The sequence below is a fragment of the Paraburkholderia sp. J67 genome, assembly GCF_905220265.1.
Lineage (GTDB): Bacteria > Pseudomonadota > Gammaproteobacteria > Burkholderiales > Burkholderiaceae > Paraburkholderia.
The window spans coordinates 178313-193285 of the sequence record NZ_CAJMZK010000013.1; the positions used below are offsets into that span (position 1 = coordinate 178313).

15 protein-coding genes are annotated in these 14973 nt (G+C 64.6%); 2 read left to right on the forward strand and 13 right to left on the reverse strand.

Annotated elements, in window-relative coordinates; all coding sequences use genetic code 11:
- Positions 1 to 14 precede the first annotated feature (14 nt).
- The 6 genes from U5782_RS23430 to U5782_RS23455 form a co-directional block, all read right to left on the reverse strand.
- Positions 15 to 1802, reverse strand: a complete 1788-nt coding sequence (locus U5782_RS23430; protein WP_322046251.1) for an acyl-CoA dehydrogenase — start codon at positions 1800 to 1802, stop codon at positions 15 to 17.
- Between the two features lie 107 nt (positions 1803 to 1909).
- Positions 1910 to 2845: an electron transfer flavoprotein subunit alpha/FixB family protein gene (locus tag U5782_RS23435; RefSeq protein WP_322046252.1), complete on the reverse strand. Its 936-nt coding sequence runs from the start codon at positions 2843 to 2845 to the stop codon at positions 1910 to 1912.
- A gap of 14 nt (positions 2846 to 2859) precedes the next feature.
- On the reverse strand, positions 2860 to 3609 hold the full coding sequence (locus U5782_RS23440) for an electron transfer flavoprotein subunit beta/FixA family protein (RefSeq protein ID WP_322046253.1): 750 nt from the start codon (positions 3607 to 3609) through the stop codon (positions 2860 to 2862).
- A 255-nt stretch (positions 3610 to 3864) separates the two neighbouring features.
- A complete protein-coding gene (locus U5782_RS23445; RefSeq protein WP_322046277.1) occupies positions 3865 to 4662 on the reverse strand; it encodes a MetQ/NlpA family ABC transporter substrate-binding protein in 798 nt (265 codons plus the stop codon).
- Between the two features lie 90 nt (positions 4663 to 4752).
- A complete protein-coding gene (locus U5782_RS23450; RefSeq protein WP_322046254.1) occupies positions 4753 to 5406 on the reverse strand; it encodes a methionine ABC transporter permease in 654 nt (217 codons plus the stop codon).
- Entirely contained in the window at positions 5396 to 6433 is a 1038-nt protein-coding gene (locus tag U5782_RS23455) for a methionine ABC transporter ATP-binding protein (protein ID WP_322046255.1), read from the reverse strand. The genes U5782_RS23450 and U5782_RS23455 overlap by 11 nt, the downstream gene beginning before the upstream one ends.
- 373 nt (positions 6434 to 6806) lie before the next feature.
- Between U5782_RS23455 and U5782_RS23460 the strand changes: the two genes are divergently transcribed.
- Positions 6807 to 7640: a lysophospholipase gene (locus tag U5782_RS23460; protein ID WP_415914395.1), complete on the forward strand. Its 834-nt coding sequence runs from the start codon at positions 6807 to 6809 to the stop codon at positions 7638 to 7640.
- 6 nt (positions 7641 to 7646) lie between these two features.
- Here U5782_RS23460 and U5782_RS23465 read toward each other — a convergent pair whose 3' ends face one another.
- Complete coding sequence (locus U5782_RS23465) at positions 7647 to 8429, reverse strand: enoyl-CoA hydratase (RefSeq protein WP_322046257.1); 783 nt, start codon at positions 8427 to 8429, stop codon at positions 7647 to 7649.
- 60 nt (positions 8430 to 8489) lie between these two features.
- Positions 8490 to 9416 carry a histone deacetylase family protein gene (locus U5782_RS23470; protein WP_322046278.1) on the reverse strand — a complete coding sequence of 309 codons (927 nt, stop codon included), beginning with the start codon at positions 9414 to 9416 and terminating at the stop codon, positions 8490 to 8492.
- 278 nt (positions 9417 to 9694) lie between these two features.
- On the opposite strand from U5782_RS23470, the gene mltB reads away from it, so the two are divergent.
- A complete protein-coding gene (mltB, locus tag U5782_RS23475; protein ID WP_322046258.1) occupies positions 9695 to 11008 on the forward strand; it encodes a lytic murein transglycosylase B in 1314 nt (437 codons plus the stop codon).
- A 106-nt stretch (positions 11009 to 11114) separates the two neighbouring features.
- Here the strand turns inward: mltB and cysM are convergent, their stop codons facing one another.
- From cysM to U5782_RS23500, 5 genes are all read right to left on the reverse strand, one after another.
- On the reverse strand, positions 11115 to 12017 hold the full coding sequence (gene cysM, locus U5782_RS23480; RefSeq protein WP_322046259.1) for a cysteine synthase CysM: 903 nt from the start codon (positions 12015 to 12017) through the stop codon (positions 11115 to 11117).
- Between the two features lie 238 nt (positions 12018 to 12255).
- Entirely contained in the window at positions 12256 to 12633 is a 378-nt protein-coding gene (locus tag U5782_RS23485) for a ComEA family DNA-binding protein (RefSeq protein WP_322046260.1), read from the reverse strand.
- Between the two features lie 78 nt (positions 12634 to 12711).
- Entirely contained in the window at positions 12712 to 13704 is a 993-nt protein-coding gene (gene rfaD, locus U5782_RS23490) for an ADP-glyceromanno-heptose 6-epimerase (protein WP_322046261.1), read from the reverse strand.
- Positions 13705 to 13807: 103 nt separating this feature from the next.
- The gene (gene rfaE1 / locus U5782_RS23495) at positions 13808 to 14800 is read right to left on the reverse strand and encodes a D-glycero-beta-D-manno-heptose-7-phosphate kinase (protein ID WP_415914390.1); all 993 of its coding nucleotides are present in this window, start codon (positions 14798 to 14800) and stop codon (positions 13808 to 13810) included.
- Positions 14763 to 14973 (reverse strand): UDP binding domain-containing protein (locus U5782_RS23500; RefSeq protein WP_322046262.1); only part of this gene is annotated, 211 nt, incomplete at its 5' end. The genes rfaE1 and U5782_RS23500, both read right to left, overlap by 38 nt.

Here is a 14973-nt window from a genome sequence, read left to right on the forward strand (position 1 = left end):
TTGGCGAGGAAGCTTCAGAACTGATCTTCGGAAAGCGTGAGGACGCCTTCCGAACCCTTCGCGCTGACAATGCCCGCTTCGAGCGCCACCGCCTGCGGCAACACATGCTCCGCGAAAAACTGCGCCGTCGCGATCTTCGCTCCGTGGAACTTCGGGTCGTCCTGCATCAGTCGTTGCGAGGCGAGCATCGCGCGCGCCATCTGCCAGCCGCCCAGCACGATGCCCGCGAGCTTCAGATACGGCACGCTGCCCGCGAACACGGCGTTCGGATCGCCCTTCGCATTGGCGAGCACGAAATCCACCGTCGAAGCCAGCGCTTGCTGGCCAAGCGCCAGATGCTTCGCCATCGACTTGAACGCCGCCCCCTCCTGCGCGCGGAGTTCCGCCAAGGTCTGCCCGATGTCGTCGAGCAACGCTTTCACGGCCGCGCCGCCGTCACGCAGCGTCTTGCGTCCGACCAGATCGTTGGCCTGGATCGCCGTGGTGCCCTCGTAGATCGCGAGAATGCGGGCATCGCGATAGAACTGCGCGGCGCCCGTCTCCTCGATGAAGCCCATGCCGCCATGCACCTGCACGCCCAGGCTCGTCACCTCGTTGGCCAGCTCCGTGCTCCAGCCCTTCACGATCGGCACCAGGTATTCGTAGCGCGCCTGGTGTTGCGCGCGTCGCGCGCTATCCGGCTCCCCGTGTGCGCGGTCGCTTTCGGCCGCCGCAACGTAGGCGAGCGCGCGGGCGGCTTCGGTCAGCGCGCGCATGGTCGCGAGCATGCGGCGCACGTCCGGGTGATGAATGATCGTCACCGCCTCTCTCGCCGATCCATCGACGGGCCGGCTTTGCACGCGCTCCTTCGCATAGGCTGCCGCCTTCTGATACGCGCGGTCGGACACCGCCACGCCCTGCATGCCCACGGCAAAGCGCGCGGCGTTCATCATGATGAACATGTATTCGAGCCCGCGACTCTCCTCGCCGATCAGATAGCCGACCGCGCCGCCGTGGTCGCCGTACTGAAGCACCGCCGTCGGGCTCGCCTTGATGCCGAGCTTGTGCTCGATGGAAACGCATTGCACGTCGTTACGCGCGCCGAGTGTGCCGTCGTCGTTGATGAGGAACTTCGGCACGATGAAGAGCGAAATACCCTTCACGCCTTCGGGCGCATCAGGCGTGCGCGCGAGCACGAGATGGACGATGTTCTGCGCCATGTCGTGCTCGCCCCACGTGATGAAGATCTTGGTGCCGAAGACCTTGTAGCTGCCGTCGGGCTGCGGCTCGGCGCGCGTACGCACGGCCGCGAGATCGGAGCCGGCCTGCGGCTCGGTCAGGTTCATCGTGCCGGTCCAGACACCCGAGATGAGCTTCGGCACGTAGCGCTGCTTCTGTTCTTCGCTGCCTGCGGTCAGCAAGGCCTCGATCGCGCCATCGGTGAGCAGCGGACAGAGCGCGAACGACAGGTTGGCCGCGTTCAGCATCTCCACGCAAGGCGTGCCGACGAGCTTGGGCAAACCCTGTCCTTCGTATTCCTGAGGATGCTGCACGCCCTGCCAGCCGCCCGCCACGTACTGACTGAACGCCTCGGCGAAACCAGGCGTCGCGTGTACCGCGCCGTTGTCCCAGCGGCTCGGGTTGCGGTCGCCTTCGGCGTTCAGCGGCACGAGCACTTCGCCGCAAAACTTCGCGGCCTCGTGCAGCACGGCTTCGACGGTCTCGGGCGTGGCGTCCTCGCCGCCGGGCAGCGCGGCGATATCGTCGAGTCCCGCGAGTTCCTTCATTACGAACAGCATGTCCTTGATCGGCGCGTCGTACATGTCAGTCCTCCCTGTCTCCGATAATGAAAAAGGGGCGCACGAAGCGCCCCTTTTCTGGGTCAGACGTCATGGGCTAGCCAGGCGTCCGTAGTCGCGAAGTCCGCGGCTTAGCCGAGCTCTTTGACGAGCTCAGGCACGACCGTGAACAGATCGCCGACGAGGCCGTAATCGGCCACGCCGAAGATCGGCGCTTCTTCGTCCTTGTTGATGGCGACGATGACCTTCGAGTCCTTCATGCCGGCCAGATGCTGGATCGCACCCGAGATGCCGACCGCAACGTACAGTTGCGGCGCGACGATCTTGCCGGTCTGGCCGACCTGATAGTCGTTCGGCACGTAGCCCGCGTCGACGGCTGCGCGCGATGCGCCCAGTGCGGCGTTGAGCTTGTCGGCGAGCGGTTCGAGCACTTGCGTGTAGTTCTCGCCGCTGCCCAGACCACGGCCACCCGAGACGATGATCTTCGCGCTCGTGAGTTCCGGACGGTCGAGCTTCGTGACTTCACGGCCGACGAATTGCGCCTTGCCGTTGTCCGCCGCAGCTTCCAGCTTTTCGACGGCTGCGCTGCCGCCTTCTGCCGCGACTGCGTCGAATGCCGTCGTACGAACGGTAATGACCTTGACCGGATCAGCCGATTGCACCGTCGCAATCGCGTTGCCAGCATAGATCGGACGCTCGAACGTATCCGGCGAATCGACCGCCGTGATATCGCTGATCTGTGCGACGTCCAGCTTCGCGGCGATACGCGGCGTGACATTCTTGCCCGCTGCGGTTGCCGGAGCCAGGATGTGCGAGTAGTTCTTTGCGATCGCGAGAACCGTCGCTTCGACGTTCTCGGCCAGACCTTGTGCGAGTTGCGGCGCGTCGGCGAGCAGCACCTTTGCAACGCCTGCGATCTTCGCTGCAGCATCGGCCGCGGCTTGAGCGTTGTGACCTGCGACCAGCACGTGCACGTCGCCGCCAATCTTCTGTGCCGCGGCAACCGTGTTCAGCGTTGCAGCCTTGATCGACTGATTGTCGTGTTCAGCAATAACCAGATTCGTCATTTTTCCATCGCTCCTTACAGCACCTTGGCTTCGGTCTTCAGCTTCTCGACCAGCGTCTTCACGTCGGCGACCTTCACGCCTGCCGAGCGCTTCGGCGGCTCGACAACCTTGAGGGTCTTCAGACGCGGCGTGACGTCCACACCGAGGTCTTCGGGCTTGATCGTTTCCAGCGGCTTCTTCTTCGCCTTCATGATGTTCGGCAGCGTGACGTAGCGCGGCTCGTTCAGGCGCAGATCCGTCGTGACGACTGCGGGCAGCGTCAGCGAGAGCGTTTCCGCGCCGCCGTCCACTTCACGCGCAACCGTGGCCTTACCGTCGGCGACCGTGATCTTCGAAGCGAAGGTCGCTTGCGGCAGGTCGGCCAGCGCAGCCAGCATCTGGCCGGTCTGGTTCGAATCGTCGTCGATTGCCTGCTTGCCGAGGATCACCAGCGAAGGCTGTTCCTTGTCGACCAGCGCCTTGAGGAGCTTGGCGACCGCCAGCGGCTGGAGGTCTTCGTTCGACTCGATCAGGATGGCGCGGTCCGCGCCGATCGCCAGCGCCGTGCGCAGCGTTTCCTGCGACTGCGTCACACCTGCGGACACAGCGATCACTTCCGTCGCCACACCCGCTTCCTTCAGACGCACCGCCTCTTCCACGGCGATTTCGTCGAACGGGTTCATCGACATTTTCACGTTCGCGATGTCGACGCCCGTGCCATCCGACTTCACACGAACCTTCACGTTGTAATCGACTACGCGCTTGACTGGCACAAGGACTTTCATTCACATGCTCCGAAGTTACGAATACGTCAACCTGGCGGACATTATAGCGATAGCGTTCCCGCGCGCATCCGCCGCCAGCATTTTTCCAGCACGACCTGCTTTGATGCCACTCCCGCCCTTTTTAAGCGGGTTTGCTGCCTTGTTCACCAGTAGCGAACGGTCGTGCGATTTTATGTCGAAAAAAACCCGGGCTCAAGCCCGGGCTCCGACTGAATTCTCTATCTAATTCGTCGCGGCTGGACTCGCCCACCAGGATTACCAGGAGGCGATCACCGCCCCGCCGAACTTCTGCTCGATGTACTGCTTGACCTCCGGCGAGCGGTAGGCCGCCGCCAGCTTCGCCGCCCACGGCTTGTTGCGGTCTGCGGCACGGATCGCGAGGATGTTCACGTAAGGGCCCTTCGGGTCCTCGATCGCGATCGCGTCCTGCTGCGGCTTGAGCCCCGCCTGCATCGCGAAGTTCGTGTTGATCGCGGCGGCGTCCACGTCGTCGAGCGAGCGCGGAATCTGCGCCGCGTCCAGTTCGACGATCTTCAGCTTCCTGGGGTTATCCACGATGTCGAGCGGCGTGGCCTTCAAACCCGCATCGGCGCGCAGCTTGATGAGGCCCTGCTTCTGCAACAGCAACAAGGCGCGCCCGCCGTTGGTTGGATCGTTCGGCACCGCAATGCGCGCACCCGGCTTGAGCTCGGCCAGCGTTTTGATCTTCTTCGAATAGATCCCCATCGGGAAGGTGATCGTGTCGGTCAGCTTCACCAGCTTGTAGCCACGGTCCTTCACCTGCGCGTCCAGATACGGCTCGTGCTGGTAGCTGTTGGCGTCGAGATCGCCGCCGGCCAGCGCCGCATTGGGCTGCACGTAATCCGAGAACTCGACGATCTTGATCTCGAGGCCGTTCTTCGCCGCCACCCGCTTCACCACTTCCATCACCTGCTCGTGCGGGCCGCCCGTCACACCCACCTTGATGGTCTCGTCGGCATATGCGGCGAACGGTGTGAGGAGCGACGCAGCGCCAAGCGCCGCCGCCAACCGGATCATGAAACGACGTTGCATAGCCAAACCCTGTCTCCCAAGCCTCTATCTATAGCGAAAAAGCGTACGGCCAGCCTCGTCGATTCGGACGATCCCAAGCGGGTGAGCGTCCTACTTGTGGCTCAGACGTCGCACCAGCCAGTCGCCGAACGACTGCACGATCTGCACGAACACGATCAGCACCACGACCACGAGCAGCATGACTTCGGGTTCGAAGCGCTGATAGCCGTAGCGAATACCAAGGTCACCCAGACCGCCGCCACCGATCGCCCCAGCCATCGCCGAATAGCCGACCAGCGAGATGAAGGTAATCGTGAGACCCGCCACGACGCCTGGCAGCGACTCGGGCAGCAACACCTTGAAGACGATCTGGCTGGTGCTCGCGCCCATCGACTGCGCGGCTTCGATCAGGCCGCGATCGACTTCGCGCAGCGCGGTTTCGACCAGACGCGCGATGAACGGCGCGGCGGAAATCGTCAGCGGCACGATGGCGGCCGCCGTGCCGATCGACGAACCGACGATCACACGCGTAAACGGAATCACGGCGACCAGCAGGATGATGAACGGCGTCGAGCGCACCGCATTGACGACCACGCCCATCGCGCGATTGACGGCCACGTTCTGCAGCACGCCGTTGCGGTCGGTCAGATAGAGCAGCACGCCCAGCGGCAGGCCGACAGCGGCGCCGACCAGTCCGGAAATGCCCACCATGATGAGCGTCTCCCAGAACGACTGGACGAACATATCGAACATTTCACTCCACATGGGACATCTCCTCCACCACCACACCCTGCTCGCGCAGCCACGTCATCGCCTGCGCCACCTTCACCGGATCGCCCGCCGCGAGCACCGCGAGCGAGCCGAACGCCTGCCCCTGGATCTCGTCGATCTGGCCATGCAGGATGTTGAAATCGAGCTCGAAGCGGCGAATCGTTTCCGAGAGCACCGGCTGATCGACGCCCGAACCCTTGAAGGCCAGACGCAGCAGATGCGCGTTGCCCTTGGCGAGACGCTCGACCACCCGCGCCTTGAGCGTAGGCGGCAGTTCCTGGGCGATCACATCGCCGAGCAGCGCGCGCGTGACTTCGTGATGCGGTTGCAGGAACACGTCGAGCACCGGGCCGGTTTCCACGACGCGGCCCGCGTCGAGCACGGCCACGCGGTCGCAGACCTGTTTGATCACTTCCATCTGGTGCGTGATCATCACGACGGTCAGGTTCAGCTCGCGGTTGATCTTGCGCAGCAGGTCGAGAATCGCACGTGTGGTTTCCGGGTCGAGCGCGGAAGTCGCTTCGTCCGAGAGCAGCACCTTCGGCTTGCTCGCGAGCGCGCGCGCGATGCCCACGCGCTGCTTCTGGCCGCCGCTGATCTGTGACGGATAACGATCCTTCTGGGCCGACAGGCCGACGAGATCGAGCAGCGGCAACACCGCTTCCTCGATCTGCGCGCGCTTCATGCCCGCGAGTTCGAGCGGCAGCGCGACGTTTTCGTACACCGTGCGCGACGAGAGCAGGTTGAAGTGCTGGAAGATCATGCCGATCTCGCGGCGCGCCTCGCGCAATTCTGCGCTGGAGAGCGTCGTGAGCGCGCGGCCGTTGACGACGATGTCGCCTTCGGTAGGCCGCGTGAGCAGATTGAGGGTGCGCACGAGCGTACTCTTGCCCGCGCCGCTACGGCCGATGATGCCGAACACCTCGCCCTGCGGAATCGTCAGATTGACATTGTGCAGCGCCTCGACCCAGCCGCCTTGCGGGCCGGCGAAGCGCTGGAACACGTTTCGAATTTCGATCATGAAAAAAACGAAACGGCGGGGTGTGCCGCGCGCCGATGGAACCTTGCAACGATCTTTCAACCGCACAAGCCACGTCGCGCCGGCAGACTGCCGCCGTTTGCTGGACTGGAATCAACTCATTATTTTACCCTGGCGGCCAAAATTCCTTTTAATAATCAATTCCGATACTTTCATAACCTGGACTCATTAGAGGGTTGGTGCGGCGAAATGCGGTGAAACCTCGCGCGATCGGCGCTACGCTCCCCCGACTGCCCGACACCGATAACGATAACGAAACGACCCAGCAAAAGAGGCGCATATGGAGACAACCCAGCCGACCGCCGTGCCGCCACGCGTGGCGCCAGGCGGCTATGGCAATGCCGAAACCGTCACACTGCGCGCCCGCGACGGCGCCGAACTGCCGCTCTACGTCTGGCGCACGCACAGCGCGCCGGCGCGCGCGGCCATCGCGCTGATTCATGGACTCGCCGAGCATGCGGGGCGCTATACGGCGCTAGCGGCGCGGCTGAACGCCGCAGGCATCGACGTCTATGCGATCGACCTGCGCGGCCACGGGCGCGCAAGCGGCCGGCGCGCGGCCATCACGCGTTTCGACGACTATCTCGACGACGCCGAGGCGCTCATCGCCCACGCCGCCGCGCAGGCGACGAAGCGCAAAACACCGCTCTTCTTGATGGGCCACAGCATGGGCGGCGCGATCGCGGCGCTCTATGCGATCGAGCGCGCGCCGCGCGCCGGCGTGAAGTTCGCGGGCCTGCTGCTGTCGAGCGCTGCGCTGGCGCCTGGCCGCGATGTGCCGGCATGGATGATTGCGGCGAGCCGCGTGATGAGCGCGATCTGGCCGCGCTTTCCGGCGATGAAGATCGACGCCGCCCTGCTCGCGCGCGACGCCGCTGTGGTCGATGCCAATCGCGCCGATCCGCTCGTGCATCACGGCGCGATTCCCGCGCGCACCGGCGCGGAGCTGCTCGAAGCCATGAAGCGCATCGAAGCGGGCCGCGCGCAGTTGCGCGTGCCCGTGCTGATCTGGCATGGCACCGAGGACAAGCTGACCGAGCCCGAGGGCAGCCGTGCATTCGGCATACACGTGGGGTCGCCCGATTGCACACTCACGCTCTACGAGGGCAGCTTCCACGAAACGCTCAACGATCTGGATCGCGAGCGCGTGATCGGTGCGCTGCTCGACTGGATCGATAAGCGCAGCTAGGGGGTTTTACTTCACGCCTCGCTTCTCGATGAATGCCTGCACCCCGTCGAGCGCGGGGTCCGTCATCATGTTGCACGCCATCGTCTGCCCGGCGAGCTGGTACGCGGCCTCGATACCCATTTCCAGTTGCCGGTAAAAGAGCCCCTTGCCCGCCTCCACCGCCTCGCGCGGTTTCGCACAGATGCTTGCGGCGAGCGCCGTCACGGCGTCGTCGAGGGCTTCGGCTGGCACGACGCGGTTCACGAGCCCTTCGCGTTGTGCAGCATGCGCATCGATGAAGTCGCCCGTCATCAGCATCTCGAAAGCCGCCTTGCGCGAGACATTGCGCGTGAGCGGCACCGCGGGCGTCGAGCAGAACAAGCCGAGATTGATGCCCGAGACCGCGAAGCGCGCCGTGTCGGCGGCCACCGCCAGATCGCACATCGCCACGAGCTGGCAGCCGGCCGCCGTCGCCACGCCTTGCACGCGCGCGATCACGGGCTGCGGCAACTTCTGGATCGCCAGCATCATCTTCGAGCAGCGCGCGAACAGGCTCTTGTAGTAATCGAGCGAAGGCGTCGCGCGCATCTCCTTGAGATCGTGGCCCGCGCAGAACGCGCGCCCCACCGCTGCGATCACCACCACGCGCGCATCCGATTTCGCGATATCGGCGAGCTGCGCCTGCAAGACGTCGATGAGCGCGTCGGAGAGCGCATTAAACGCATCGGGGCGGTTGAGTGTGAGACGCACGACGCCGGGCACGCCATACGCATCGTGTGTCACGTCGATCAGCGCTGAAGCAGAACTCATGACAGCGTGCTCCTTTCGAAGTTGGGAACGGCTACGAGACTACGGCAGCGCACGCGATAGTCAGATCCCGGCCATCACCCGCAGATGCGCCACCACGCTGCGCCCGAGCGCGGAGAGGTTGTAGCCGCCTTCGAGACAACTGACGATGCGCCCCTTCGCGTAACGGTTGGCGATATCGACGATCTGCTCGGTGATCCACGCGTAGTCGTCCTCGACGAGCCCCATGTTGCCGAGATCGTCCTCGCGATGCGCGTCGAACCCCGCCGAGACGAACACCATCTCCGGCTTGAATTCGTGCAGGCGCGGCAGCCAGAGAATGTCGATCGCCTCGCGCACTTCCATGCCCCGGGTGCGCGCCGCCAGCGGCACGTTGACCATGTTCGACGCCTGGTTGTCGGCGCCCGAGAACGGATAGAACGGGTGCTGGAAGATGCTGCACATGAGCGCGCGCGTATCGCCTGCGAACGCGGCTTCCGTGCCATTTCCATGATGCACATCAAAGTCGACGATGGCGACGCGCGACAAGCCATGCACGTCGAGCGCATGACGCGCCGCGACTGCGACGTTGTTGAAGAAGCAAAAACCCATCGCACGTGCGGGTTCGGCATGATGGCCCGGCGGGCGCACGCTGCAGAACGCGTTCTCGTAGCGGCCCGCGATCACGGCGTCGGTGGCGGCGACGGCCGCGCCCGCGGCGCGCAAGGCGGCCTGCCAGGTGAGCGGGTTCATTGAGGTGTCGGGATCGATCGCCGCGTAGCCTTCCTGCGGCGCAAGCTGGCGCAGGTAGTCGATATGCGCCTGCGTATGCACGCGCAGAAGCGCGGCTTCGTCGGCGAGCGGCGCAGAGTCGTCGCGCTCGATCAGCGCGTCGATGCGGCTCGCGATGAGCTGGTCTTCGATGGCCTGCAAGCGCGCCGGGCATTCGGGATGCCATTCGCCCATTTCATGCAGCAGACAGTCGGGATGCGAGAAAAAGCCGGTTGTCATGTGTCGTACTGGCCGCTTCGCGCGCATGCACGCAACGCGGGTCTCCATCAGGTCTTTCGTCGGGTTTGCTGCGCAGGAATTCGCAACAGTCGCGCGGGCCGCGAGCGAGCGCGGACAGGCATCACGTTACCACAGGGCACCTGCATCGAATGCGCCAGCAGGTGCGCGCGAGCCCGAGGTGTGGCGCGGCTCGAACGCCCACCCAGGGCTATTGCGCGCGGGGCGCTCGGGTATACTGCCCCGGATCCTCTCTCCCCGTTCAGATCCGCCCGCCTCCCATGACGCACAAGTCCGCCCTGCCCGCTTCCGGCCATCCGCGCATCACGTCCTTCGCCCTCGCGCTCTGCGCCGCGGCCGCGCTGTGGACTGGCGCCGCGCAGGCGCAAACGTCGGCCACTTCAGCCACCTCGGCCACGAAGCGCAAGCCCGTGACGCTCGCCCAGGCGCAGCCGCAATCCGCCTCGCAAGGTTCGACATTCGAAGAGGAGATCGTGCCGCAGCGCTATGCGAACAACCCGAATGTCGATGCGTTCATCAACGACATGGTCGCGCGCTACGACTTCAACGCCGATGCGCTGCACGCCCTGTTCTCGAGCGCAAGCTATTCGGCCACGGCCGTGAAGCTGGTCACGCCGTCGCCCACGCCGGGCACGAAGAACTGGCGCGCGTATCAGTCGCGCTTTCTCGACACCGTGCGCATCAACGCGGGCGTGAAGTTCTGGCGTGCGAACCAGGCGACGCTGCAACGCGCCGCCGACGAGTTCGGCGTGCCGCCCGAGGTGATCGTCGGCATCATCGGCGTGGAGACGATCTACGGTCGCTATATGGGCAACTTCCGCGTGCTCGATGCGCTCACGACGCTCACCTTCGATTATCCGGATACGCCCAACCGCGCCGACCGCATGGCGACGTTCCGCAAGAATCTCGAAGACTACCTGGTGTGGACGCGCGGTGCGCAGATCGACCCGTCCTCGGTGCTGGGCTCGTACACGGGTGCGATCGGCATTCCGCAGTTCCTGCCGAGCAGCATCGTGCAATACGCCGTGGACTACGAAGGCGATCACCATATCGACCTGCGTTCTAGCACGCCGGATGCGATCGGCAGCGTCGCGAATTATCTGAAGCAGAACGGTTGGGAATCGGGTCGCCCCGTGGTGTGGAAGATCGCGAGCGATCCTGGCAGCCAGGGCATCGCCCAGGCCGCCGCCGACGGCAAGCCGGACCCGCGCTGGCCGCTCGTGCAGTTGCTGCGCTCGGGCCTCGTGCTCAACGAGCCGAACCTGGACCTCGCCGCCGAAGGCGGCACGCCCGTGACGGTGATCGACCTGCCGACGCCGGGACGCCCAACCGAGTACATGCTCGGCCTTAAGAACTTCTACGTGCTCACGCGCTATAACCGCAGCTTCTTCTACGCGCTTTCCGTGTATCAGCTGGGCATGCGCGTGAAGGCGCAGATGCTGGCGACACAGGCAGGCACGGATGCCGGTGCGGACGCGGATGCGGACTCGGGACCGTCCGTGAGCAACGGCCCGTCGAACGGTACGACGACGCTCACGCCGCAGCAATTGCAGCAGTTGAAGCAGCCGCAATAAGGCTTCGCATCACAAAAGAACCGCAAAAAAAACGGGCGGTCTGTCTCACAGGACAGACCGCCCGTTTGCATTCGAGCGAGCCGGTTTAACGGCGATGCCGGCTTGCTTAGGCCGGGAACACGCCCGTCGACAGATAACGGTCGCCGCGATCGCAGACGATGAATACGATCGTCGCGTTTTCGACCTGGCGTGCGAGACGCAATGCGACTTCGCACGCGCCGCCCGACGAAATGCCCGCGAAGATGCCTTCGACGGAAGCAAGGCGGCGTGCCATCGCTTCGGCGGCGGCCTGGCTCACGTTCTCGACGCGGTCCACGCGGCTACGGTCGAAGATCTTCGGCAGATAAGCCTCGGGCCACTTGCGGATGCCGGGAATGCGCGAGCCCTCTTCCGGCTGCGCACCGACGATCTCGATCGCCGCATTCTGCTCTTTCAGAAACTGCGACGTGCCCATGATCGTGCCCGTCGTGCCCATCGACGACACGAAGTGCGTGATGCGGCCTTCGGTGTCGCGCCAGAGTTCCGGGCCGGTGCCTTCGTAGTGCGCAAGCGGATTGTCCGGGTTGGCGAACTGGTCGAGGATGATGCCCTTGCCGTCGCGCTGCATCTGCTCGGCGAGATCGCGGGCGTATTCCATGCCGCCCTTGACCGGCGTGAGCAGGATTTCGGCGCCGTAGGCGGCCATGCTCTGGCGACGTTCGACCGAGAGGTCTTCCGGCATGATCAGGACCATCTTGTAGCCGCGAATGGCCGCAGCCATCGCGAGCGCAATGCCGGTATTGCCGCTCGTGGCTTCGATCAGCGTATCGCCCGGCTTGATGCGGCCGCGCTGCTCCGCCTTGCGGATCATCGAGAGCGCCGGGCGGTCCTTGACCGATCCCGCCGGGTTGTTGCCCTCGAGCTTGGCCAGCACGATGTTGTTGCGAGCGCGGATTTCGTCGTCCGGCAGACGGACGAGCTGCACGAGCGGCGTATTGCCGATCGTGTCTTCAATGGTCTTGTATGGCATAGAGGTGACGGTCAGGCGAATTACGTGATCTTTCGATTCTAAACTACGCAGCCTGCCCGCGCAGGGCCGCCCTGACAGCCCATCCTGGCATGAGGGTCGGCGTGTGCGCAAAAAGCCCGCAGCCTGAACTGCGGGTTCAACGTCGCCGTAGTGGCTTGCGCGACACCGTGGCGACACCTGAAGGGAACGGCACCCGCGCCACCCGAGGCATGCAGCGCGGTAAAGGCGAACGCAAACGCTACTTCTTGACCGCGACCGTGGTGGTGCCCGTCGCCGCCGGTGCGCCGCCACCCTTCGTGGCCGCGCCCTTCGCGTCCTTCGCTGCGGCATTGGCCGTCTGCGGCGCCTTGCCATCACCCGGGCCGACCGACAATCCTTCGGCCTGCAAACGCTCGACCGTGTGACCGCCCAGCCCCTTCACCCGCTTGCCGAGATCGGAGGCGTCCTTGAACGGCCCATGCGCGCCGCGTTCGTCGAGAATGGCCTTGGCCCGCGCGGGCCCGATGCCCTTGATGCCGCGCAGCGCGTCCTCATTGGCCGTGTTGACGTCCACGGCGCCGAACGCCTGGCCGAATGCGGCGAGGAGTGCCGCCAGAGCGAGAAATTTCCTGATCATGCTGGATCTCCGTTGATAGCCAACGCCGGCGACCATCGCCGGCGAGGAGAGTCCAGTTTAGGGAGAGACGACTTGCGCTTACACCTGGCCGGATAGCCAACGTACGTAGCGATCGACGCCTTCCTGCACCGTCAGGAACGGCGCGTCGTAGCCCGCTGCGCGCAGCTTCGTCTGGTCGGCCTGCGTGAAGCACTGGTACTTGCCGCGCAGCGCGTCCGGAAACGGCACGTACTCGATCAGACCTTCCTTGACTTGCTCTTCGAGCGTGAGCGCAGGCTTGCCGTCGATGGCGCGCAACGTGTTGACGACGCTCGTGGCGATATCGTTGAAGGGCTGCGCGCGGCCGCTGCCCAGATTGAAGATGCCGGTCTTCTCGGGGTGATCGAAGAAGAACAGGTTGACCTTCACGACGTCCTCGACCGACACGAAGTCGCGCGTCTGCTCGCCCGGCGCATAACCGTTGTACTCGCCGAACAGCTTCACGCGGCCTTCCGCACGGAACTGGTTGAAGTTGTGGAACGCCACCGACGCCATGCGCGCCTTGTGCGTCTCGCGCTGACCGTACACGTTGAAGTAACGGAAGCCCGCGATCTGGCTTTGCGCCGTAGGCAGCACGCGGCGGATCACCTGGTCGAACAGGAACTTCGAATAGCCATACACATTCAGCGGCGCTTCCACTTCGCGATCTTCGACGAAACGCGTCGAGCCGCCATAGATCGCCGCCGACGACGCGTAGAGGAACTGCGCGCGCTGCGCGAGGCAGGCGTCGAGCACCGCACGGCTGTAGCGGAAGTTGTTGTCCATCATGTAGCGGCCGTCGGTTTCCATCGTGTCCGAACAGGCGCCTTCGTGGAACACCGCGCGCACGTTGCCGAAGTCGCCGCGCGTGAAGCGTTCGACGAACTCGGTCTTGTCGAGGTAGTCGTCGATTTCGCAATCGACCAGATTCTTGAACTTGTCGGCACGCGTGAGATTGTCGACGGCGATGATGCGGTCTTCGCCGCGCTCGTTGAGAGCCTTGACGATGTTGCTGCCGATGAAGCCGGCCGCGCCGGTCACAATGATGGTCATGGTATTTCTGCGGTGATGAAGTTCACGCGAGGCCGGGAAAACTCTCCAGAAATCCCGGCCTGCGAGCTCAAAGGTGTGCCGATGAGCAACTACGCGTGCAACGTCATTGAAAGAGTTCGTCGTAATCGACGGTGGCGGTACCCAGCTTGCCGACCACGATGCCGGCTGCCCGGTTGGCGAGCGCGACGGCCTCCTGAAGCGAGAGACCCGCGCCCAGTGCGACCGCGACGGTTGCGATCACCGTGTCGCCGGCGCCCGAGACATCATACACTTCGCGTGCAACGGTCGGCGTATGCAGCACGCCGTCCGCGGAAAAGAGCGTCATACCCTCTTCCGAGCGCGTGAGCAGCAGCGCGTCGAATTGCAGGTCGGTGCGCAGCTTCGTCACGCGCGCCAGCAAATCTTCTTCCGATTTCCACGTGCCCACGACCTCGCGCAACTCGGCGCGATTCGGCGTGATGACGCTCGCGCCGCGATAGCGCTCCCAGTCGTCGCCCTTCGGGTCGACCAACACCGACTTGCCCGCCGCACGCGCCTTCGAAATCATCTGCGTGACGTGCGTGAGGCCGCCCTTCGCATAGTCCGACATGAGGATCACGTCGTGCGTGGGCAGCAGTGCGTCGAAGCGCGCGAGGCCCGCGAGCAGCGCCTCATGCGCAGGCGTGTTCTCGAAGTCCACCCGCAGCAGTTGCTGCTGGCGCGAGAGCACGCGCAGCTTGATGGTGGTCGGCAGCGCGGGATCGCGTTCGAGATACGCGTTCACATGGCTTTCGCCGAGCAGTTCGACAATGCGCTCGCCCGGCTCGTCATGGCCGACCACGCACAGCAGTCCCGCCTGCGCGCCGAGCGCCGCCGCGTTGCGCGCGACGTTCGCCGCACCGCCGAGGCGATCTTCCTGGCGCTGTACGTGCACCACGGGCACCGGCGCTTCCGGCGAAATGCGGTTGACGTCGCCGAACCAGTAGCGGTCGAGCATCACGTCGCCCACCACCAGCACGCGCGACTGGCCGAACTGCGCGCGCGGCACGGCCTGCACAGCAGGCGCGAGCATCGCGTGGTCAGGCTGCTGGGGTTGCGTCGCTTGCGTGTCTGACATGGGGGCGCCCAATCGAGTAATAGTCAAAACCGTGCTCAGCCATCGCGTCCGGCTCGTAGAGATTGCGTCCGTCGAAGATGCGCGGCGTCTTCAGTTCCGCCTTCAGCGCTTCGAAATCGGGCGCCTTGAACGCCGTCCACTCGGTGACGATCACGAGCGCATCGGCGCCCGGG